The sequence below is a fragment of the Parvularcula bermudensis HTCC2503 genome, from assembly GCF_000152825.2.
Lineage (GTDB): Bacteria > Pseudomonadota > Alphaproteobacteria > Caulobacterales > Parvularculaceae > Parvularcula > Parvularcula bermudensis.
On record NC_014414.1, the window covers coordinates 1 to 20,183 of the forward strand.

Here is a 20,183-nt window from a genome sequence, read left to right on the forward strand (position 1 = left end):
GCCCCCCGTCCTTCCGGGAAAACAGCGGGGGCGGGGAAAGGATGACGAACCATGACCCGTAGACGGAGAGAACGGACGCGCGGCGACCTTTATGAGGAGGTTACCGCCCGGATCATCGCACAGATGGAGGAGGGCACGGTCCCTTGGGTTCAGCCTTGGACCAGTAAGGGACCGGGCAGCCCGGCCCTTGGCCTACCCCAGAACGCTGCCACACGGCGCCCCTATTCCGGGATCAACATTCTGCTCCTCTGGGGGGCGGCGCAGGAGCAGGAACGGGAAAGCCAGCTTTGGCTCACCTTCAAACAGGCCCTCGCCTTGGGCGGGGCAGTGCGCAAGGGCGAGAAAGGCACCACCATCGTCTATGCCGACCGGTTTACGCCTCAGCGCGAAAAGCAAAAGGCGGAAGAGAGCGGCGGGGCCGCGCGGGAAGTCGCCTTCCTAAAGCGGTACACGGTCTTTCACGTAGACCAGTGCGACGGGCTTCCCGACGACGCCGTCACAGGCCGGGTGCCCCTGCCCCCACGGCAGATCGAGCCCGACGCGGAAAGGCTGATCGAAGCCACGGGCGCGGATTTTCGGGTGGGGGGCGACCGCGCCTACTACGTGCCGTCGCAGGACTTTATTCAGGTCCCGCCGCAAGCGGCGTTCCGGGACCAGATCAATTATTACCGCACCTGCTTTCATGAGCTTGGCCATTGGACGGGCCACGCCACGCGGCTGGCCCGGGACCTCACCACCAATTTCGGGACCAAGGACTATGCCCGCGAGGAACTAGTCGCCGAAATGGCGAGCGCCTTCCTCTGCGCCGAAATGGGCATCGTGCCGACCGTGCGGCATGCGGACTATCTGGCAAGCTGGCTGGACATTCTGCGCGAGGACAAGCGGGCGATCTTTCGCGCCGCATCCCTCGCCTCGAAAGCCGCCGACTTCGTTCTGGCCTTCCGTACACCGCAAGAGACCGATCAACGCGCCGCCTGAGCGGCGCGCCCTTCTTCCCCATTCAATATAGAGGCCTTCCCATGACCTATGAGCCCTATCCCCTTTTCGCCCTCGCCATCGCCGCAGAAAATGTCCGCCACGCCTCGCTGCCCGATGACGGCATCCCGGCCTTGGCCCAGCTCATCGCGGATAGCGGCCTGCAGCAGCCGCTCTGCGGCTACAGGAAGGGGCGCACCAAGCTCCTCATCTACGACGGGCGGCGGCGCTTGCTTGCGCTCCAGCATCTCGCCAGTGAAGACCGTCTGCCCAAGGACTGCCTTAACGGCATTCCCTGCCGGATCGGCTCGAAGGCCGAAGCCCGCGCCGCGAGCCTCGGGGCGGGACTTGGCACCAAAGGCTTCCACCCGACCGAAGCCTTCCGGCAATTCGCGGCGCTGATCGAGGAGGGCCAGACCGTGCCCGACATCGCCAAGCGCTTTTCCTTGTCGGAGCGCGAGGTCGAACAGCGCCTGCGGCTCGCAAGGCTCGCCCCGCCGATCTTCGATGCCTTCGCGGAGGACGCAATCACCTTGGAGCAGGCCATGGCCTATGCCCTGATCGACGATCCCAACCGCCAGATGCGCGTCTTGGAGACGGGCGGCGCCGATCTATCGGCCCGGATGATCCGGCGCCAGCTGACGGACGGCGAAACACCGGGAACGGACAAACGGGTGCGCCTGATCGGCCTTGCCGCCTATGAGGCGGCGGGCGGACGCCTGCGCCGCGACCTCTTCGCCGATGAGGACGACCTCTCTGGCGTGACCCTGCTCGACGCAGCACTTCTCGATGACCTGACCCACGCGCGGCTGCGGGAGGCCGAGACCGCCCTCAGGGCCGAGGGCTGGTCATGGGTGAGGGCCTCGGTCCATGCCGATTACGACCTCTATCAGACCCACGGCCGGGTGCGGCCCGAACGCCAGCCCCTGCCTGAGGACGCACAACAAGAGCGGGACACGCTGGTGGCGCGCCGCGACGCCCTTGCCGGAACGGCGGAGCATGAGGACGAACTCGACGACGAGACATGGGCGGAGATCGAACGGCTCGATGCGGCCCTCGAAGACCTCGACGCACAGCATACGGCTCATTCCCCCGAGGACCTCGCGCGCGGCGGGGCCGTGATCTCCATCAGACCCGATGGCAGCCTCGACATCGTGTGCGGACTCGTCCCCCGCAAGGCGCTGACCCCCAAGGCCGAGAAGCCCGCTTTGCCCCACGCGGTGCACCGCCAGCTGACCGAACGGGCGAGCGAGGCCCTGGCGCGCGACCTCGCCAGCCATGCCGAAACGGCGGACCTCCTCGTGACGGCGGCCATGGCGCAGGCGGCATGGTCCTATGGCCCGATCACTGGGATCGGCCTCAGCGGAGAGATGCCCCGCTTCACCGAGGGCGGCACCTTGCCGCCCGACGAAGCCCTTGCCGCGCGCATCGATGCGGCGAAGGCGCGGGTGGGCCGATCCTTGGCGGAGACCGTGGAGAACGTCGCGGCGCTCGACGACGATCAGCGCGCGGGCCTCCGGCAGCTGGCCCTCTCCAGCCTCCTCGATCTGAGCGAGATACGCGGGGACACCCGCTCCGAGGACGGACGGTCCTTGGGCACCTTTCTCGCCCGGCGGATGGGGACGGACCTCACCCGCCACTGGCAACCGGATGAGGTCACTTTCGGGCGGCTGTCCCGGGACCAGATCCTCACGGCGCTGACGGAGATGGGCGTCCCGACCAAGGGGCTCGAGAAGGCGAAGAAGGCGGACCTCGCCCTCCTCGCCGCGCGGAAGGCACAGGAAGCAGGCTGGCTCCCCGAGCCCTTACGGTTCGCCCACGCCCCGGACGGGGCGGCGGGGTGACGACAGGCGAGCGGGAGGACGTGGCCGTTCTTCCGCCGGGCCCCGTCCGCCAGGGCGAGGGCGAGGAGGTCGCGGCCCCCGGTCCCAATCGCTTCCCTGAGGATGACAGCGCCGCGGCGTGAGGGCCGATCCTCCCGGTGTCCATGGCGGGCCGAGGACCCTGCCGAGGCGACCATGGACCTATGGCAGCCGCCGGGACCGCCGAAACCTCGGGCGGCGAAAGATTTCCCCTGCCGCGGCGTCCTTTGTCGCGCGATCCGGGCGGCGAACTGGTTCCCGTTTCGCCTGATCGCGCGGTCCGCACGCGGCATTCCTCGCGAAACAAATCTTCCGCCCCCTTCGGTCCGCCGCTGCGCTTCGGCCGTGAACGGTTCAGCGGCCCGGACGCCCGCCATGGCCGGTCCGTCGCCGGCAGGGATCAGCCCCGCCGGGTAACCCGAAAGGACCACCACCACCATGTCAGCCATCGGCTATGTCACCCACAATGAAGAGCGCGGCACCTATAAAGGCACGCTCCGGACCCTGACCATCGCGACCGGCATCGAGCTGGTGCCCAATGGCGAGAAGACCGACGAGCGCCAACCCGACTTCCGCATCTTCACCGACGAACGCACCGAGATCGGGGCGGGCTGGCACCGCAAGGGAAAGACCTCGGGCCGCCCCTATGTCAGCCTCACCTTCGCGGCGCCGGAACTCGGGCCCCGGAAGCTCTACGCCAATCTCGGGCCCGCCGCAGGGCAAGACGACCCTGCCGTCTTCGCGATCATCTGGAACCCCGAAGGTTGAGCCCGAAGGCGCTCGCCAGTCCCCTTCTGGCGGGCGCCACGGCCCCTTCTCTTCCCCACGGAGAGATCATCATGGACCTGATCCTGCCCGAGCAGGCGTCGCGCCTGCGCACCCAATTCGAAGACGAGAGCGTCGACCAGCCGCCCCTCGTCAAGCTCTTCTGCCCCTGGGGCGCCGGAACCTGGCTCCTCTCCGGGCTCACCGAGGACGACGCTCTCGGCTTAGGCCTCTGCGATCTGGGGCTGGGCTTCCCCGAACTCGGCTATGTGTCGCTCGACGAGCTTCGCCGCATCAAAGGCCCCTTCGGCCTCACCATCGAACGGGACCTCTCCTTCGAGGCCCTCACCACCCTCACTGTCTATGCCGAGGCCGCCCGCATGGCCGAAGGCGTGGTCGAGGACCGGGCTTCCTTGGAAGCCGCCTTCGCGAGACTCGAGCGCCGCGCCAAGGAGGACCGACGGGTCCTCAAAGCCCGGATGCTCTGACCCCCTGTAGCGGGCCGGGTCACCTCGGTCCGCTGCACGCCGCGCACTGCATCGGAGCCATCAACGCAGGGCGCCGTATTGCAATGTCATGCACTCTGCACTACATATCGGCGATCAGGAGGCCACCATGCTCGACATCGATCTGTCCGATCTCAGCCAGGACAAGGGCGCGCGGACGACCCAGCTGCGCCATGGCGACCGTTTGGCGGATCTCATCGACCGGGCCGTCGCGGCCCTCGGCATCGAAAAATCGACCTTCCTCCGGGCCGCCATCGCCAAGGAAGCCCAGCGCATCCTCGAGGAGAGCAGCCACCATGTGATGAGCGCCGAGGACGCGGCCAGATTCGAGGCCGCCCTTGACCGGAAGCCGACGGTCACGAGTAAGGCCAAGGCTGCCGCCAAGGCCTATCGCGCCCGGGTGGTGCATGCCGACTGAGCGGAGCGCGCCGCTTCGCATCGAACGCTTCGACCCCGCGCGGCATGACCGGTCAGGGTTCTCCTGCGGGGTGCCGCGCCTCGACAATTTCCTCCAGCTGACCGCGAAGAAGCAGCAGGCCGCCGACATGACCCGCGTCTATGTGGTGGTCGAAGACGGCGACACCCGCATTCTCGGCTATCACACCATCGGCATGGGGATGATGGAAGCCAGCCTCCTCAAGAAACGGCCGCGCGGCTCTCCCGACCATGGCGAACTTCCGGTCCTCTTCCTCGGTCAGGTCGCGGTGGATGAGCGCGCCCAAGGACAGGGCCTTGGCGGCATCCTGATGCACCATGTCTTCGAGAAGGCCAGATTGGTGGCCGATGAAGCTGGATGCTTCGCCCTCCTCCTCGACGTTATGACCGATGGCGGCGAGGAGGCGTTCGAGCGGCGTCGGGACTGGTACGCGGGGTTCGGGTTCGAACCCTTCACGAGCCGTCCGGCGCGCATGTTCCTGACCCTGAAGGATATGCGGGCGATCTTGGAACGATAGCGTGGAGGCTCGCAAGGTCGCGCGTCCCTGTTGGGGCTAAGCTCGTTAGACAACCGCAAAAGGTCTCGGCCCCGACACAGCCTCTGCTTCGGCTACGAAGCTTCGACCTTCTTCTTCTCGGAGGTTTCGAAGGCTCGAAATGCCGCCGTTTTCGTATGCTCGAATTTCCCGATCAATTTCGTCTAGTTCATCCTTGAACAGAACCCGCCGTGTGAACTGGCCCCCGTTTCGACCGGACAGTTGGCGTAAGCAGGAGGGCTTGAGGCTATCCTCAAGCACAGGCTTATGTCTGACGATTATCGCCGGATCGAAGTGATCACGGGAACGGCGCGGCGGCGCTACTGGTCCGCCGACGAGAAGCTGTCGATTGTGGAGGAGACCCTGCAGCCGGGACAGACGGTTTCGTTGGTCGCCCGTCGGCATGGCATGGCGCCGAACCTGGTCTATCGTTGGCGCCGCTTGATGAAGGAAGGGGGAGCGGTCGCCGTGGGATCGGATCAGAACGTCGTCGGCGAAGTGGCCGTCAAAAAGCTCGAGGCCCGCGTGCGCGAGCTCGAACGGATGCTGGGCAAGAAGACGATGGAGGTCGAGATCCTTCGTGAGGCCCTCGACCAGGCGCGGTCAAAAAAACCGATCTTGCAGCTGCAATCGTATCCGCAGGACGGTTCCCGATGAGCGCGGTCGCCAGGGCCATGGGCGTGGCGCGATCCCATCTTTACGACCGGACAAAGGAGAGCGGCAGCCCCAGCGGCTCCTATCGAAAGGACGGCGACACCGAACTGCTCGCCGCGATTGCGGCGGTGACGGACGAACGTCCCCACCTATGGCTATCGCCGTGTCACGGCGATCGTCCGGCGGCAGTTCGTCCGCGACAATAAGCCTTCGCCCAACCACAAGCGGGTCTATCGCCTGATGCGTCAACACGGCCTGCTCCTGCAGCCATGCACTGGCCGCCGCGAGGGCCGAGTGCATGACGGCAAGGTTATCGTCATGCGCTCCGACCTCCGGTGGTGTTCGGACGGCTTCGAGTTCGCCGCCTGGAACAGCGAGATCGTCCGCGTGGCGTTTGTCATGGATGCTCACGACCGGGAGGCTATCGCCCATGCCGCCGTCGCGAACTGCGGAATCAGCGGATCGGATGTGCGCGACATGATGCTGGAAGCTCTCAAGCGATGCTTCCGTACCATCAGGGCACCGCATCGCGTCGAGTTCCTGTCCGACATTGGCTCGCCCTATACCGCGAAGGCAACACGGCACTTCGCCATCAGCCTCGGACCGAAGCCCCGCTTCACGCCCGTTGCCAGCCCGGAGAGCAACGGCATCTCCGAAGCCTTCGTTAAAGCGTTCAAGCGCGATTACGTGCGTGTCCGGCCGATCCCGGATGCCCGAACCGCGTTGCCACAGATTGCCGGATGGTTCGAAGACTACAACGAAAACCATCCTCATTCCGGACTGAAATGGAAATCACCCAGAGAATTCCGTAACGTCCATCAACCTAGCCGACTGTCCGGTGAAACGGGGGCCACTCCACCGTGTAAGGCGAAGTACGACTAGGATGACGAACCCAGAGCCAATGAAGGACGCCGCACTGCGTTGGAGACCGGCCGCAATTTCAACCGCGAGCCCACCCTCGAATTCGATACTCTCGATCAGCTGCGTGGTGAAAAGGCTCTCAAAAATGCGACCGACATTTTCGAGTGCCGCGACCAGACCATCCTGAACTGAAACTTGCGCGAGCTGCGCCTCGAGGCCGGCGACCATGCCGGTCACGCCGATGACCGCAAGTATCCCGAAAACCACGTACTCCCTAAAAACGGTTCCCCAGAACTTCGAAGTGACACCCTGAATGACCTCTCTGACGTTTCTGAGTTTCGCCACATAGGCCTCCGCCGCACCAGAAGCCTTGGTATCGTCGCCCGAAGAGATTTGTGCCTGTGGATAGTTCTTTCGACGAAGCCGGCCACTCGGAGTAACGGTCACGATATCCGAGCCTTCTGATTGATCAAAATACTTCTCTGCGAGCCGCTGCAAGACTGTGGGACGCCGAAGGGCCGCAATCCTCCAGATCGAGAACGCGCAAACAATCGTTGACAAAGAAGCTACGAGTAGGTTGGTGCTCATCCCAGATCCCCAAGCTGCCCCTACACGTTAGGTGAAGAGGCGCACGGTTCCAACGTTCAACAATCTTGGCCAAGCCTGATTACTTGCCAACCCTCAAACACGCGCGTACTGTAGTCGGGCTTTCCAAGACGACGCGTTCCGGTCTCCCGCTCCGGTAGGAGACATTCCGTGAACCACGTGCATCTCATCGGTCGGCTCGGCGCCGACCCACTTTCCACCCCCTATGCCAGTGATCTCGGTCGGGACGATCCGAAGATCCTCGTCCGCTTCGACCTCGCGGTTGGTGCGGCGAGCAGCCGAAAGGCGGAGGAGACCCCGCCCATCTGGGTGCCGATTGTCCTCTTCGACGGGCAGCCCGCGCGCTTCGCCGCCGAGCATCTGACCAAGGGCGATCTCGTTGCCCTGTCGGGACGGCTCGACCTCCGCCGCTGGACCGATGAGGACGGCAGAGCCATCCGTCGCCTCCAGGTCATCGCGAGCGAACTGCGGAAGCTGACCCCGCGCCGGTCGCCTGACGACGAAGGCGCCGATCCTCCGCCAGAAGACGACATCTCGGCCACCAATGTGGTGCCCCTCAGCCATGAGCGGACCCAGCGGCGGGAGCGTCTGCAATGACCGCTGCCGTTGGCTCTTTCACCTCCCCGTTCGGCGACGATGCCGGACGGGTCGGAACGGCTTTGGCGTCGGACCGATCCGGTCCCTGTTCTGCAAGTCTCGCCAGCCCCGCCCGCAATTGTTCCGGGGTCCAGCTGTCGAGCCCGGCCTCCATGACGAGGCTTCCGAGATACCGCGCCGCTTCGTCCTGCAGGGCCTTCTTGCGTTCTTTGAGTTCCGCTTCCCTGGCTTCGAAGCCCTTGAGTTCGGCGAGCGGGTCTTTCTTCCGTGGCATGATGGCCTCCTTCCGGTGTGGATGGGACCATCGTGACGGGCAGCGCTCGTCCCGTCGCGGGCTACAATGGGGCTCGATCGCGCGAAAGGGTTCCGGCGTCGGTGGAGCCGTCATCGCGGGAGCCCGGTCTCCCCGAAGAGAGGGAACCGGGATGGTCCTTCAGGGCCCGGAGGGCCTGACTTGCCCTATCACACACGACGCACAGGGTGCCGGGGCGGCTCTAGGCCAGTCTTCATGCGGGGTTGCGACCAAGTCCGGAAAAACCGGCTTCTTGCAGGGGCGGGCTACGGCGCCCCTCGAACCCCAGCGTCTACGGAGGGTTGCGGGTAGCCCCCAGGACGACAGCTGTATCCGATCGCGCAACACCTCTGCGGAAACGGTGTTTTTCCGAGGTCTGGACCTCCCCTCCATCACCGGGAGGATCGCGCCATGACCGCGTCCTTCCGGGTGCAGTTCCGCCTCAGCAAGGCACGGACGCAGGCGCTGAGAGACCTCGCCGAGACGGAGGGCGTGTCCCCCAACCTCATGGCCAAATCGCTCTGCGAGACCGCCCTCGGCCAGCAGGAACCCGACCCGAAGTCGGTCGAGCGGGATCTCCTCATCATCCGCGCCGGGATGGAGCAGCTCTTCCGCCGGTCCGGCCGAGAAAGCGAACTCGATGCCGCCATCGATGCGCTTGAAAAGCACCGAACGGCCACCGCCCGCACCGTGCAGCGGGGAGGCCTGTCATGAGCGGGAACGCATCGGGCCCCTTCAAGACCTTCCTGCGCGGCGGGCAGGTCACCCTCCACACGCTCCGCATGTTCGGTCAGGTCATGCGGTTTCTGAGCTTCGCCATGGTCTCGCTGATGCTGGTCATCGCTTGGGCGGGCGTCATGGTGAACACCGCGCCCGAGGACCGCCATTATGCGATGAAGCGATATGAGGCCTGGGCGTACCGGGCCGCCGGGTTCCGAGAGAGCCTCGAGCTCAACATGCGGACAGCGGACGGGAGCCATGCGCCCTTCCCCATCGGCACCATCCTCACCCATCCGGCCGTGGCCGAGCATGAGAAACGGTTCCGCCGTCAGCTCTTCGTCTGGGGGCGGATCGGCGGGCTTGGCGGGGGCTTCGGTTTCCTCCTTCTGACCGGCCTTTTCGTTGGCCGGGGCAGCACCCTGACCCGCACCAATGTCAAACGCGGCGCCGCCATGGCGTCCGCGCAGGAGCTCAAGGCGCAGATCGGTGCCCACAACCGCTGGACCGCGATGAAGCGGAAAGAGCTCCGGGGGCGGCCCCGCTATGCCCTTGCCGGCATCCCCTATCCGGTCGGTTCGGAGGTCCAGCATACGGGGATCTCCGGCACCATCGGTTCGGGCAAGACCCAGGCGATCGCCGCCCTTCTCGACCAGATCCGCAAGGCCGGTGACCGAGCCGTGGTGTTCGACCTGACCGGCGGGTTCATCGCGCCCTTCTACCGCGAGGATCGCGACACCATTCTCAACCCGCTCGACCGGCGGGCCCCCGCCTGGTCGGTGTTCGACGAGGCGAAGACCAAGGCGGGGTTCGACGCCATCGCAGCGGCCATGATCCCCCGGGCCCAGAAGGCCGATCCGGTCTGGGCCGACTCGGCGCGGATGGTGTTCTCCACCGCCGGTCAGCTTCTCCTGGGGGACGGCCGGGCGAGTAACAAGGAGCTCGTCGATCTCCTGCTGAATGCGGAACTCAGGACGCTGGCGCCCTTCTTCGCCGGGACCCCCGCGGCGTCGATCATCTCGGCAGACACGCCGCGCATGACCAATTCCGTGCGGATGATGCTGTCGACCTATCTCGACGGCTTGCGGCTCCTCCCGAGCCGGGGCGACCGCTTTTCGATCACCGAGTGGATCGAGAACGACCGCGCGGGGTCGACCCTCTTCCTCTCCTCAAGAGCGGACATGCACGAGACCCTGAGGCCGCTTCTCACCGTCTGGATGGACACGGCCGTCAGAGCGCTGATGTCCCGACCGCGCGACCCGAACAGGCGGATCTGGTTCATCATGGACGAGGTCGCCGCGCTCCAGGAGCTTCCCTCCATCATGGACGGGTTGGCGCGGGGCCGTCAGTTCGGGGCAGCTTTCGTCCTCGGCATCCAGGCGCAATCGCAGCTCAGGGACATTTACGGGCCCGACGGCGCGCAGACCCTTTCCTCGGTCTGCCGGACCAAGTTGATCCTCGCCGCCTCCGACGCCGACACCGCCAAATGGTATGCGGACTTTCTCGGGCGGCAGGAGACCTCCCGCTCCAACGAGAATGTCTCCTTCGGCGCGAACACCATCCGGGACGGGGTCATGCTGGCCCGGCAGGAGCGGATCGAGCATCTCGTCATACCCGAAGAGATCATGAATCTCCGTTCTCTCGAGGGCTATCTCAAGATGCCCGAGGGCTTCCCCCTGGCGAAGGTGAAGGTGCCGCTGGTCCTGCGCGAAGACCGGGAACCGGCTTTCCTGCCGCGAGAGGATCAGGGCCTCCTCATCACCCGGGCGCGGGCGCCGCACACGGTCAAAGCCATGCAGGCCACCGCGCACCGACCTGGCAGCGAGGATGGCCAGCGGGACATGTTCAGCGAGGCCGAACGGGACGGCATCGACGAGTTGATCGATCCCGACACCGGCGAGGTGTCGGCGACGACGCGAGTGGAAGGCGTGGCGCAGGACGGGGCCGAAGGGGCCGATCCCCCCTCACCGCCCGATCGTCCACGCCCCCGTGACATCGGCCAGGACTTTCCCGATTGGGGGTTTGAGCCCTGATGGTCGCCTCGATCGCCGCCGTCTCCTCGGCCTCCGCCGGGGCGGCCTATTACGGCAAGGACAATTACTACGCGAAGGGCGGGGACGCGCCCGAACCCTCGTCCTGGTTCGGCAAGGGCGCCGCCAGCCTCGGCCTCAAGGGCGGGGTCGAGACCGAAACCTTCGAACGGGTGCTGAACGGCGAGACGCTCGACGGTCGCCGAGTCGGTCAACGCGAAGGCGAGACCGCCGAGCAGGCCCAGGCCCGCGCCCACCGGCCCGGCATCGACCTCACCTTTTCGCCGCCCAAGGATGTTTCCCTCCTCCTCTATATCGGTGGCGACAAGCGCATTCTCGGCGCCCACCGGGCGGCGGTCGACCAGACCCTCAAATGGGCCGAGAGAAACCTGGCGGGGACGCGGATCCGGACGGGGCCCAGTGCGACCCCAGCGGTAAAGACCGGCAATCTCGTCATCGCCAGGTTCGAGCACGACATCTCGAGGGACAAGGACCCGCAGCTCCACACCCATGCCGTCATCGCCAATATAACGAAGACGGATGACGGGCGCTGGCGGGCGCTCCACAATGATCCCTTCTTCGCCCATCGGAAGACTCTGAGCCTCGCCTATGACGCGACCTTGCGGAACGCCCTGCGGGAACTCGGCTATCGGGTGAAGCTCGAGGACGGCAAGTCCGGGCGATATTCCGTAGACGGTGTTCCCGACGGGGCACGAGCCGAGTTCTCGAAAGGCAAGGACCGGATCGACAGTGCCGCCGTCGGACTCAAGCACCCGACGCCGTCCGCCCGGGACAAGCTCGCGGTCAAGACGCGGCCCGCCAAGGACGAACTCCGCCAGGAGGAACGTGTGGCCCTTAGGGAAACCCGCGGGGCGCCCTGGAAGGCGACGTTGGAGCACACCGTCGCCGTATCAGTAGAGCGACAGGCGCAAGGCCATCTACAACGACCGCTCGATGACCGGGCCGTTGGGCGCGTCGGCATGGAAGGTCTCGCGCGGCGGATGGCGCAGAACCTGTTCCGGCCGACCAAGACCCTCCGCCTTTCCGAGAACGATCCGTACAAGCTCGAACGCGCCGCCTCCGAGAAAGGTTATTCCGCACGCGCTGCCGTCAGCTTCGGCCTGCGCCACCACGAAGAGCGGGAAGCCGCCTTCTCTCTCCACCATGTCCGGCGCACCGCGCTCGAACACGCCGCCGACGGGGTCACCTTGCGCGACATCGACAGGGAGCTTCGTTTCCTCAGGGCGAACCGAAAGCTGCTGGTGAACGCGAAAGACCCGAACGCGGAGAGCACGACGAAGCGGAGCCTGACCCATGAGGAGCGCACGCTCTCGCTCTTGCAGGATGCCGGACGCACCGGTCCGCTGGTTCCCGAGCAGACCCTGAGGAGCGCTCTCGAGAGCACCCATCTTACCGGTGGCCAGAAAGCCGCTATCGGCCTGATCCTCGGCGGTCCAAACCGGCTTGTCGGCGTGCAGGGCTATGCTGGGACGGGCAAGACCACCATGATGCGCCAGACGGCAGCGCTCGCCCGCGACCTCGCGCCGCTCGCGAAGAAGGACGGCTATAAGGTGCTAGGCCTCGCCCCTACCCATTCGGCAAGGAAGACGCTCGAGGAGAGCGGCGGCTTCGACAGCCGGACCGTTTCGGCCTTCCTAAGGGAGGCAGGGGGCGGGACGCTTCCGCCGGACATTAAGAACACCATCGTCCTCATCGACGAAGCGTCTTTCCTCTCCACCCGGAACATGAACGCGCTCCTCGAACGCCTGATCGCCCTGAAGCCTGCCAAGATCGTCCTCTCGGGTGACCGGCGGCAGCATGGCGCGGTGGAGGCCGGGCGGCCCTTCGACATCGCGCAGCGGGCGGGCCTACCGACCGCGATCATGAAGGATATAGTCCGCCTGCCGAAGGACGAAGGGCACCGCGATCAGCGGGCGGCGGTGGAAGCGGCAGCGCAGGGCAAGGTCGCCGTCGCCATGAAGCGGCTGGGGGCCAACATCGTCGAGCGACCCGGCAACCTTGCCGGCGGTGCCGTCGAGGCATGGCGCGCCCTGCCGAAGGACAAACAGGACAAGGCGCTGCTCGTCGCCCCGAGCCACCGCCTGCGAGAGGCGATCAATCAGGGTATCCGATCGGAGCTGATCGCCAATGGACGGCTGAGCGCGGAGACAATGACCATCTCGGTGCTGCGGTCAAAAAACCTGACCCGGGCCGAGGCGATGAGCCCGCGCAGCTATGCGGCTGGCGACATCCTCCAATTCCATGCCCGGCTCGATGCCATCAACGCGAAGAAGAATACGCGCCGGCTCGTCACCGCAGTTGACGAAGAGCGCGGCCGCCTCACCTTGCGCAATGCCCGCGGAAAGGATCAGACGGTGCCGCTCTCGCGCCTTCAGGGTCGCTATGAAAACACCCCCTACTCGCTTCATCGGGAGGAACCGCTCGAGCTGCGCCGCGGCGACAGCGTGATGTTCACAAGGTCCAATCCTGACGCGGGCCTGTCCGCGATGGACGCGGCGAAGGTGGTCGGCTGGGACCAGGAGAGGGTTTCGTTGAATGTGAGCGGAACGCAGCGCCAGTTCGGGCGCGACGATCCAGCGCTCCGCTCACTGACCCATGGCTATGCGATGACCTCCCATGCCGCTCAAGGCCGAACGGCGAAAGACGTGGTCGCCGTGATGGATTCGAAGGAACGGGCACTCACGAGCCAAGTCGGGTTTTACGTGTCGATCAGTCGGTCAGCCGATACCCTTGCGCTCATTGTGAATGACAAAGAGCGTGTACTGAACACGATGCAGCGACAGACGGGACTGAAGACGTCGGCGATGGAGACGGAAGGACGGATTGGGGATTTGACCGATCTCGGAACGCATCAGGGCACGGGCACGACAAGCAGTCTGTCGGTGCCTGCCTTAGCAGCCGACCAGAGAAACGAGGCAACCGGCAACGAGCAAGACAGCTCTCTCGATCAAGGTCTGTCGCTCTGATCACGTTTGGAAACGCCACCTCATTGCACGACCAAACCGATCGTAGATTTCAGGTTTCGGCCGAAGCCCCTCGTGTTAGATGCTGTTCAGTATCTCTCCAGCAAGAGGCGGCAGAGCTCCCAGGTTGAGCCGCGACGATTTTGCATCCGCCAACAGAAGATCTCGACTTAGGTACGGATGAAATTTCTCGAAGCTGAGCGCTGTAGCTTGGTCACTGAGGTCAATGGTCCCGCCCGCGCCGAGGAAGTCGAGCACGTCCCTCACCTCACGTTTGGTGTCCCGTCCGTCGATCTCAAGAAATCCATCGTAGACCGACCATTTGAAACCCTCGGCGCCGAAAGCGAGGCCTAAGGACCATGTCTTCGCCGTTCCGCACCAAGTCGCGAGAAGCGCGCTGTTGTCGCCAGTATCGATGATACGTTTCTTGCCCAACTCGCTGCGCGCAAAAGCGGTGCGAGCATCCGTGAGAAGCTCCCCCGCCGTGTCGTCCAGATAAATCGGCAGCTGGTCATCAGTGAAGAGCACGCGCATTCGGTCAATGACCTCATCGTGGATATCACCCGGATCCCCGCCGAAAAGCGGCGCAACGCCAGCGTGGGACTGCCTCACCGATATGACTTTCTCCAAGTCATCGACTTCAATCACCTCCCATCGGCGGCCGGAAAAGATGATTGTCATGCCGGGGGCGAGGACATCGTCTACCGGCAAGGTACCGAGGTCGCGTCCTTCCGCGAGGATACGGTATTCTTCAGGCGTCATAAACACCGCATAGAAACTGTAGTGTTCAACGAGCTTCTCACCCACCTTGCCGAGAAGGATGGAGCCGTCTTCGCTTTGCTCGATCAGGCTGACATCAGGATGCCCCAGCTGTCTAAGAACCCGAGCGAACAGATCAGGTGTTACAGCCGAAAACGGGCCTTTCTCGCAAAGGGTGACGAAAAGGCGCCTCGCGCTCGCCCCGCCTCGTTCCGCGATCACGGACAAAATCTGATGAACGAGCGTTGAAAGGTGCAAGCTTTGAGCCTTGGGCGGTTCGCACCATCCCTCGAGCAGGAGCTCGATCATGGCCACGCTTCGCACGAGGCTCAGTTTGAGTCGGTCGACTAACGCGCTCTGGTGGTCGGTTGCTTCTTCAATGGCATACTGACGAAGTATCGCCGGATGACCGGCCCGCCGACCCGATCGCCCAAGGCGCTGGCGAAGCGCAGCAACCGTGAAGGGGGGGCCGATCTGCGCAACACATGCGACATCGCCAATATCGATGCCAAGCTCGAGAGTGGACGTACAAACGGCCGTGGTCGGCAATCGATCGTCTTTCAGTCGCTGCTCAACGAACTCGCGATGCTCCTTCGAAAGGCTCGCGTGGTGGGGATAGAACTCCTGCGGCAGGTGCATCTCCTCGGTCATCCGCCGCAGACGATCGGCATAGACCTCGACTGAACCGCGAGAGCCCGCGAAAACTAGGTTGTCCCGTCCTCGTAGTTTCTCGAAGAGATGCGCCGCGACGGCCTTCTCAGCCGCGTCATCTTCTGACCCGCCCTTCAGATAACCACGCAGCTGAAGTTGCAGTTCGGCATTACCCCCGTCGGCCTTCACTACGGTGACGCCCTCCTCCGCACCGGGACGAAGGTACGCCCGCGCAAGGTTCATATCACCCAAGGTCGCCGAAAGGCCCACCCTGCGGATACTTCGGCCAACGGCAAGCTCAAGACGCGCAAGCAGCGACCTGAGGTGTACGCCCCGTTCCGTATCGAGCAGAGTATGCAGCTCATCAATGACGACGGCGCGGACGCCGCCGAACAGTTGCGGGATCGTCTGTCCACGCCGAATAAAGAGCGCTTCGAGAGATTCAGGCGTGATGAGGAGAACACCCCGAGGGCGCTTGATAGCCTTGGCCTTCACCGAGACCGCCACATCGCCATGCCAAGGCGTCACAGCGAGTTCTGTTTCTAAGCAAAGCGACTCCAGACGCCGCTGCTGGTCGTTGATCAACGCTTTGAGCGGAGCAATATAGACAAGATCAAAGCCGGCATCCCGCGATACTTCGAGATTAAGGATCTCCGACAACAAGGGGAGGAACGCGGCTTCGGTCTTCCCACCTGCGGTCGCCGCGGCGATGATTGCGTCGTCGTTGCCACCGAGCAGCGCTTCAATCGCTTCGGATTGCACCGGACGCAGCTCGGACCAGCCTTGCATCCGGATCCATTTCTGGATCGGTCGGGCCAATCGGTTGAAGCTGCTCACTAGAGCTTGAAGCTGGAGAGATCATCGTCGGGGGTCGTTGCTGCATTGCCCGTGGAGCCGAGATCTTCGATGTCGCTTAAATCGTCGCCGCCGTCGACCTCGATGTCTATGGCCTCAATGAGGTCTTGCCACGCTGCGCCCGGATTTTGTTCGATAACAGACAGAAGGTCGACAAAGGCTGTGACCGTATTGCGGGGCGTCCGGAAGTAAGCCTCGCCGATCCGAGCAGCACAATGGTGCATGAACGCTTCGATCGCTTCGTTAGGAACGCTCTCCTCATGTTTCATGACCCGGCGTACGTTCTTGAGAAGGACGAAAAGATCTTCGGGGCTAAGATTCGCGAGGCGGACTACAGGTCCAGACAGATCGACAAGACCGTCCCGAGCGAAACTATTCTCGGCTAGGCGACTTTGCAAAGCTTCATAGCTGTAGAGCCCCCGCCGGGTATGCATCAGGAAGTCCGGTGTGCCGCCAAAGAGAAAGCCCAAATGGGCAGCGGATCCTTGAAGCACATCGTTAAGAATACGCAAGATTTGCTCATAGTTCGCGTTTCGCGCTTGCGACGACGTCAGCTTATAGAGATTGACCATTTCATCGAGTGAAATGACGAGCCCTTTGTAGCCAGCTTCGCAAACGAATGCGGCCATCAACTTGAGGTGGTCGTAGACGCTCGCATCGTCGATGATTGTTCGCACACCAAGGGCTTTGCGTGCATCCGTTCGGGTTGCGAACTCCGCCCTTAGCCATCTCAATGCCGATGTCTTGAGATCCTCATCGCCAGTCTCATGGCCCTCCCAATACTTTCGAACAACCTCAGAGAATTCGAAGCCGCCGGTCAGTTCCTCTAGATGCGCAAGCCGTTCACGAATAACCTCACCAACGCTGCGATCCTCTTCTTCCGCGGTGCGATAGGTCTGCGACACAAAACGTTCGACGACGCTTGCCAGGGCTCCACCATCCGGTTTCGTCCGTGTGGCGCAATTGCGCGCCATTTCGGCATAAAGACTTCGGGCCTGCCCACCGGTGGCATGAAGTCGACGATCGGGGGCCAAGTCGGCGGACATGACAACAAGGCCCTTTTCGAGTGCCACCAGACGAATGAGATTGATAAAGAACGTCTTGCCCGACCCGTAATCACCGATGATGAACCGGATCGCAGCGCCGCCCTCGGCGATCCGCTCCATGTCCTTGACTAGTTCCTCGATCTCCCGAGCGCGCCCGACTTGGATGTGCTGGAGCCCAAGGCGCGGTACGACGCCGGCCCGCAGAGCTTGGATGATTGTGTCCCGTTCCCGTCGCTTAATCTCTACCATTATGAGTGCTCCGCCATTCTCTCCTTAAGGGCCTCGGCAATCGCTCCGTTGACGTCGTACCCATCATACTCTTCGATTAGCGCATCGTCGAAATGCTTAAACGCCCATTCATTGATGGCTTCGAGTCCTCCTTGCATCATCAGGCCACGGCGCGCAGCTAGGGCAGCAATCTCGTCTTCCGCCCAATGCGGACGCTCAAGAAGTTCCGTAGCCAACGAGGCATGCTTTGGATCGAGCCCATCGAAGATACTCGTCTCCTCCTCTTGTAGCGCAAGATCTTCATCGTCGGCTTCATCCCCACCCAGGATACTCCCCAAGACCTTCGATGCCTGTTCCGTTTGTCGAGAGATCTCGGCGATCCTGCTTCGATCAAGAACAAGGCCCGTGCGGTTCGAGGTCTCGGGAGGAATAGTTTCGCCGGCCGGCGCAGAGACAGCTGGGCGCACAGAGACGGGTTCGTCAGCCATCGCACCCACATGAAGATCGCTGTAAACCTCGCTCGGGTCTAGGCCCATGACGCGGTAAATCTTCTCGATGCTCGCAATCTCGTCGCGATGGATAACGCCGTCCGCGTTCGCAATCGCCACAATAATTCGTCTTACGACGGCGACCTCGCCATTGGCAGCCTCCTTTAGGCGTTTGCGAAACAAGCTAAAATCCGGTGGGACGCTTAGCAACCAGTCGAGATTAGCTTGGAGTCGGGCACGCTCATGCTCGTCAAGCTGGGTATTGCCGTGGATGGTCTCAGCGAGAGCAGTCTTCTCGGCCGGCGCGATGGTCCCATCTGCGTGAGCAATGAGCGCCGCCAGGCCGAGTTCGAGAAGGGCTGCTTTGTAGGCGTCGCTCGCCCCATCCGCGAGATCATATCCCTCTGGCAAGGGAAAAAGGATGACGGGCTCATTGATTTTCGGTGGGCGGAGCGCATAGCGCGGGTCGGGAGCCAACCCGTAACCGATGAGCGCTAAGGCATCGGCGGCCCCGGTCAAATGGCGCCGGGTGACCTTCTCAGGACGATTGCCTTCAAGACGAACCAAGAGGTCGCCCAGCGACACACCGCCCTGTTTTACGGTTTCGCCTGCCCAAGCGCGAAGCCGTTCAATATCCGCAGAACCATACAGAGGTCTGATGGATGGCGGAAGAAGCGCAAGCCCCTCCAGGGTGCCACGTCCCTCTGGATTGCGGCCCAGAAGCCGGCTGTACTTGTCGAGGGCGTCCATTGCCTCGTCTGCCACTACTTGGATTGCCCGAACCGGCGTCTTAAGACCCGAGACATCTGGAAGCGATCCCTGCGCGTCAGACATTGTAATGGTCGCGCTAAATTCCCCGGAAGCGGCCTGATAGGAGGGCGTTAGCTCGCGTTTCGGGCGGCGGACCGGCAGTCCCTTCGGATACCTGTCTGCGAATATCTGTTCGAACACGGCCCTAAATTCCGGCGCGCAGCGGCGGGCCGGTGTCCTGAGCTGACGTTCCGGGTGGCAAAGAAGCCAACTCAAGGCCCAATCGCTGGGGATGTTCTCGCCATTGGCAACTCGAAGGCCGAGCGCGACGGACAGAGACAGGGGGAGGTCGAACCCCTTGTGATCGAAGATCGGCTCGAGATCGCCCTCGGCTTGGAGCACCCGCCCGATGTCCAGAAACGCAGATAGGTAGCGGTGAGCCGAGTGATTGCTACCGAACAACCCGAGGAGCCGATCGACCTCGTCAAGGATCTGGGTCTTTTCCTCTGTATCGGGACTGTCTTTGAAGAACCTTCTTTCTAAGCCATAAAAGTATAAGAACATGTAGCCGACGTTGGCGCGCGTATCTGATCGTCCGGAAGCCAACCAGTCGAGGTAAGTTGCACGTGACGTGGCTGTGATCTCGTGGTACTTTGGCCAGTAGCCCATCCCTTCCCCAGCGAAGTCGTCACCGCGCCTTGCGACACTTAGGGACGGATCGATGAACGCACCGGATCGCGTGCCGTAACCATCCAAGCGTGGCGCAACTCCAACATAGACCATCCCACCAATCTCGCGGCCTGCGACTTTGCGCGACCCTCCCTTGGGCACCCAGCCGGACTTTGGGTCCGACGAGAGGACCTCGCGGTCGGGTCTGTGGGGCGTCTGTCGAGGAGCATCGCTTTCGAGCTCTCGCGCGTTTTTCAGCCGAAATCGTTCGGCACTTGAACGATCTACCGCTTGCGGTGAAGAAAGCGCCTGATTGGAGACGTTCCGAGCAGTGTCCTCCAGATCTCTCGCATTCTTCAGTCGGAACCGGTCTGAGGACGATCTTACGACAGAATGAGGAGACGACGTTGGCTTTTCAGGATCGCGCTTGAAAGCCGCTGCCACCGCCTCGCGCGTTGGCGACAAATGAGAATTGATGGCTGCACGTGATTCAGTCATGGAGCTAGATCCCGAGCTCATCGCGCGGCGCTGAGACCGGCGGGCGAACCGGATGCTACCGACAGCAGCGATCGCGACCAGCAGGCCAAACGCGGTCCAGGCACCCTCCGCGGGCAACGATGGCGCCTTGGCGGACGGCGCCGCAGAGGTTTCATAGTCTATATCCGGCAAAGGCGCCGGGGCGACGGAAGGCGCCGACAGCCGCGCGACAGTCTGGTCATCGAGCTCGCCCGACACAACCAGGTCTTGGTCCCGTTGGAAGGCCTCAATCGCGGAGACGGTGCGCGGCCCCGAAAACCCGTCAGCAGGGCCAGGCTCGTAGCCACGCTCGAGAAGTTGCTCTTGAGCAGATCGAATCGCTGGGTCCTGAGCTGATGCGGTCGGCATCATGGCTACGGCTGCAATTAGTACAGCTGTCG

16 protein-coding genes and 1 pseudogene are annotated in these 20,183 nt (G+C 63.4%); 12 read left to right on the forward strand and 5 right to left on the reverse strand.

The genetic code is table 11. The features are described from left to right. The first annotated feature begins 51 nt into the window (after positions 1–51). From PB2503_RS00005 to PB2503_RS13565, 8 genes and pseudogenes are all read left to right on the forward strand, one after another. Positions 52–978, forward strand: a complete 927-nt coding sequence (locus PB2503_RS00005; protein WP_013299154.1) for an ArdC family protein — start codon at positions 52–54, stop codon at positions 976–978. 41 nt (positions 979–1,019) lie between these two features. Further along, positions 1,020–2,819: a ParB/RepB/Spo0J family partition protein gene (locus PB2503_RS00010; protein WP_013299155.1), complete on the forward strand. Its 1,800-nt coding sequence runs from the start codon at positions 1,020–1,022 to the stop codon at positions 2,817–2,819. Next, positions 2,816–2,941, forward strand: coding sequence for a hypothetical protein (locus PB2503_RS15015; protein WP_013299156.1), 126 nt, complete (start codon positions 2,816–2,818; stop codon positions 2,939–2,941). The genes PB2503_RS00010 and PB2503_RS15015 overlap by 4 nt, the downstream gene beginning before the upstream one ends. 334 nt (positions 2,942–3,275) lie before the next feature. Further along, complete coding sequence (locus PB2503_RS00020) at positions 3,276–3,605, forward strand: DUF736 domain-containing protein (protein WP_013299158.1); 330 nt, start codon at positions 3,276–3,278, stop codon at positions 3,603–3,605. A 71-nt stretch (positions 3,606–3,676) separates the two neighbouring features. After that, positions 3,677–4,090: a DUF2958 domain-containing protein gene (locus PB2503_RS13560; RefSeq protein ID WP_013299159.1), complete on the forward strand. Its 414-nt coding sequence runs from the start codon at positions 3,677–3,679 to the stop codon at positions 4,088–4,090. An 88-nt stretch (positions 4,091–4,178) separates the two neighbouring features. Next, positions 4,179–4,526 (forward strand): type II toxin-antitoxin system TacA family antitoxin, encoded by a 348-nt coding sequence (locus PB2503_RS00030; protein WP_202944387.1) that lies wholly within the window; start codon positions 4,179–4,181, stop codon positions 4,524–4,526. Continuing rightward, entirely contained in the window at positions 4,516–5,061 is a 546-nt protein-coding gene (locus PB2503_RS00035) for a GNAT family N-acetyltransferase (RefSeq protein WP_013299161.1), read from the forward strand. The genes PB2503_RS00030 and PB2503_RS00035 overlap by 11 nt, the downstream gene beginning before the upstream one ends. 285 nt (positions 5,062–5,346) lie before the next feature. Then, positions 5,347–6,615, forward strand: a pseudogene (locus PB2503_RS13565) (IS3 family transposase). Here PB2503_RS13565 and PB2503_RS14460 read toward each other — a convergent pair. Further along, the gene (locus PB2503_RS14460) at positions 6,526–7,041 is read right to left on the reverse strand and encodes a hypothetical protein (protein WP_148235130.1); all 516 of its coding nucleotides are present in this window, start codon (positions 7,039–7,041) and stop codon (positions 6,526–6,528) included. The pseudogene PB2503_RS13565 and the gene PB2503_RS14460 sit on opposite strands and share 90 nt — an antisense overlap. A gap of 309 nt (positions 7,042–7,350) precedes the next feature. Between PB2503_RS14460 and PB2503_RS00055 the strand changes: the two genes are divergently transcribed. Further along, the gene (locus tag PB2503_RS00055; RefSeq protein WP_013299167.1) at positions 7,351–7,797 is read left to right on the forward strand and encodes a single-stranded DNA-binding protein; all 447 of its coding nucleotides are present in this window, start codon (positions 7,351–7,353) and stop codon (positions 7,795–7,797) included. On the opposite strand, the gene PB2503_RS00060 is transcribed toward PB2503_RS00055, so the two are convergent. Further along, a complete protein-coding gene (locus tag PB2503_RS00060) occupies positions 7,757–8,071 on the reverse strand; it encodes a DUF6437 family protein (protein WP_013299168.1) in 315 nt (104 codons plus the stop codon). The two genes, PB2503_RS00055 and PB2503_RS00060, sit on opposite strands and share 41 nt — an antisense overlap. A gap of 429 nt (positions 8,072–8,500) precedes the next feature. On the opposite strand from PB2503_RS00060, the gene PB2503_RS00070 reads away from it, so the two are divergent. The 3 genes from PB2503_RS00070 to mobF are packed head-to-tail and all read left to right on the forward strand — an operon-like array spanning position 8,501 to position 13,823. After that, entirely contained in the window at positions 8,501–8,803 is a 303-nt protein-coding gene (locus PB2503_RS00070; protein ID WP_013299170.1) for a hypothetical protein, read from the forward strand. Next, positions 8,800–10,839 carry a type IV secretion system DNA-binding domain-containing protein gene (locus PB2503_RS13570; protein ID WP_013299171.1) on the forward strand — a complete coding sequence of 680 codons (2,040 nt, stop codon included), beginning with the start codon at positions 8,800–8,802 and terminating at the stop codon, positions 10,837–10,839. The genes PB2503_RS00070 and PB2503_RS13570 overlap by 4 nt, the downstream gene beginning before the upstream one ends. Continuing rightward, positions 10,839–13,823 carry a MobF family relaxase gene (gene mobF / locus PB2503_RS00080; protein WP_013299172.1) on the forward strand — a complete coding sequence of 995 codons (2,985 nt, stop codon included), beginning with the start codon at positions 10,839–10,841 and terminating at the stop codon, positions 13,821–13,823. Before PB2503_RS13570 ends, mobF begins: the two co-directional genes overlap by 1 nt. Before the next feature lie 75 nt (positions 13,824–13,898). On the opposite strand, the gene PB2503_RS00085 is transcribed toward mobF, so the two are convergent. Genes PB2503_RS00085 through PB2503_RS00095 form a run of 3 tightly spaced genes read right to left on the reverse strand, consistent with a single transcriptional unit; the run spans position 13,899 to position 20,154 of the window. After that, a complete protein-coding gene (locus PB2503_RS00085; protein ID WP_013299173.1) occupies positions 13,899–16,019 on the reverse strand; it encodes a DEAD/DEAH box helicase in 2,121 nt (706 codons plus the stop codon). 47 nt (positions 16,020–16,066) lie between these two features. After that, positions 16,067–17,380, reverse strand: a complete 1,314-nt coding sequence (locus tag PB2503_RS00090; RefSeq protein ID WP_013299174.1) for an ATP-binding protein — start codon at positions 17,378–17,380, stop codon at positions 16,067–16,069. Beyond that, the gene (locus PB2503_RS00095) at positions 17,380–20,154 is read right to left on the reverse strand and encodes a TerB N-terminal domain-containing protein (RefSeq protein ID WP_013299175.1); all 2,775 of its coding nucleotides are present in this window, start codon (positions 20,152–20,154) and stop codon (positions 17,380–17,382) included. The genes PB2503_RS00090 and PB2503_RS00095 overlap by 1 nt, the downstream gene beginning before the upstream one ends. Positions 20,155–20,183: the final 29 nt, after the last annotated feature.

What these genes read in the sequence shown, in the direction of transcription:
- PB2503_RS00010 (WP_013299155.1), top strand. Translation starts at nt 1,020, where the DNA reads ATGACCTATGAGCCCTATCCCCTTTTCGCCCTCGCCATCGCCGCAGAA.
- PB2503_RS00070 (WP_013299170.1), top strand. Translation starts at nt 8,501, where the DNA reads ATGACCGCGTCCTTCCGGGTGCAGTTCCGCCTCAGCAAGGCACGGACG.
- PB2503_RS00030 (WP_202944387.1), top strand. Translation starts at nt 4,179, where the DNA reads ATGCACTCTGCACTACATATCGGCGATCAGGAGGCCACCATGCTCGAC.
- PB2503_RS13570 (WP_013299171.1), top strand. Translation starts at nt 8,800, where the DNA reads ATGAGCGGGAACGCATCGGGCCCCTTCAAGACCTTCCTGCGCGGCGGG.
- PB2503_RS00020 (WP_013299158.1), top strand. Translation starts at nt 3,276, where the DNA reads ATGTCAGCCATCGGCTATGTCACCCACAATGAAGAGCGCGGCACCTAT.
- PB2503_RS00095 (WP_013299175.1), bottom strand. Translation starts at nt 20,154, where the DNA reads ATGATGCCGACCGCATCAGCTCAGGACCCAGCGATTCGATCTGCTCAA.
- mobF (WP_013299172.1), top strand. Translation starts at nt 10,839, where the DNA reads ATGGTCGCCTCGATCGCCGCCGTCTCCTCGGCCTCCGCCGGGGCGGCC.
- PB2503_RS00090 (WP_013299174.1), bottom strand. Translation starts at nt 17,380, where the DNA reads ATGGTAGAGATTAAGCGACGGGAACGGGACACAATCATCCAAGCTCTG.
- PB2503_RS00005 (WP_013299154.1), top strand. Translation starts at nt 52, where the DNA reads ATGACCCGTAGACGGAGAGAACGGACGCGCGGCGACCTTTATGAGGAG.
- PB2503_RS13560 (WP_013299159.1), top strand. Translation starts at nt 3,677, where the DNA reads ATGGACCTGATCCTGCCCGAGCAGGCGTCGCGCCTGCGCACCCAATTC.
- PB2503_RS00085 (WP_013299173.1), bottom strand. Translation starts at nt 16,019, where the DNA reads ATGCAAGGCTGGTCCGAGCTGCGTCCGGTGCAATCCGAAGCGATTGAA.
- PB2503_RS00060 (WP_013299168.1), bottom strand. Translation starts at nt 8,071, where the DNA reads ATGCCACGGAAGAAAGACCCGCTCGCCGAACTCAAGGGCTTCGAAGCC.
- PB2503_RS00035 (WP_013299161.1), top strand. Translation starts at nt 4,516, where the DNA reads ATGCCGACTGAGCGGAGCGCGCCGCTTCGCATCGAACGCTTCGACCCC.